Here is an 814-nt window from a genome sequence, read left to right as displayed (position 1 = left end):
CTTCACCGATTCCGACGTTAGGGCGTTTTCCTGCGCTGGACCGGGTTGAGTATCCGGCGGACCTGCGCAATCTCTCGGTTGAGCAGCTTAAGCAGGTTGCGGATGAACTGCGGGCCGAAACGGTGGACGCGGTTTCCACCACGGGGGGGCACCTTGGGGCATCCCTGGGTGTTGTGGAGCTGACGGTTGCCTTGCATGCGGTGTTTGACACCCCTGATGACAAGGTAATCTGGGATGTGGGCCATCAGGCCTACCCTCACAAGATTCTAACAGGACGGCGGAACCGTATCCGCACCCTGCGCCAGCCGGGCGGCCTTTCTGGCTTTACCCGCCGCGCAGAAAGCCAGTACGATCCGTTTGGCGCAGCGCATTCCTCCACCTCCATTTCCGCAGGACTCGGCATGGCCGTGGCCCACCACCTGCGGGCGGAGGAAGACCCCAGCTACCGCGAACGCAATGTGATTGCCGTAATTGGCGATGGCTCCATTTCCGCCGGTATGGCGTATGAGGCCATGAACAACGCCGCCGTGGCTGGCCCCGGCGCAGAACGGCTGATTGTCATCCTCAACGACAACGAAATGTCCATTGCCCCACCCGTGGGTGCAATGTCGAACTACCTGTCGCGCCTGATGTCCTCTCGCAAGTTCATGGGCTTGCGTGAACTGGCTGGCAAGTTCGTGAAAAAGCTGCCTGCCCCTGTGGAGCGCACGGCCCGCAAGGCGGATGAATATGCCCGCGGCATGATCACCGGCGGCACGCTGTTTGAAGAACTGGGTTTTTACTACGTTGGCCCTGTAGATGGGCATGATCTGCC

1 protein-coding gene is annotated in these 814 nt (G+C 60.8%); it reads left to right on the top strand.

Going from position 1 to position 814, the window contains the following annotated elements:
• Positions 1-814, top strand: an 814-nt coding sequence (locus tag FKW19_RS15140) for a 1-deoxy-D-xylulose-5-phosphate synthase N-terminal domain-containing protein (protein ID WP_275068156.1), incomplete at both ends; no start/stop codon positions are given.

The organism is Acetobacter sp. DmW_125128, from assembly GCF_008704325.1.
Taxonomy (GTDB): Bacteria; Pseudomonadota; Alphaproteobacteria; order Acetobacterales; family Acetobacteraceae; genus Acetobacter; species Acetobacter oryzifermentans.
The sequence above is the reverse complement of the archived record's forward strand: the minus strand, read 5'-3'. Positions and strand labels throughout refer to the sequence as shown.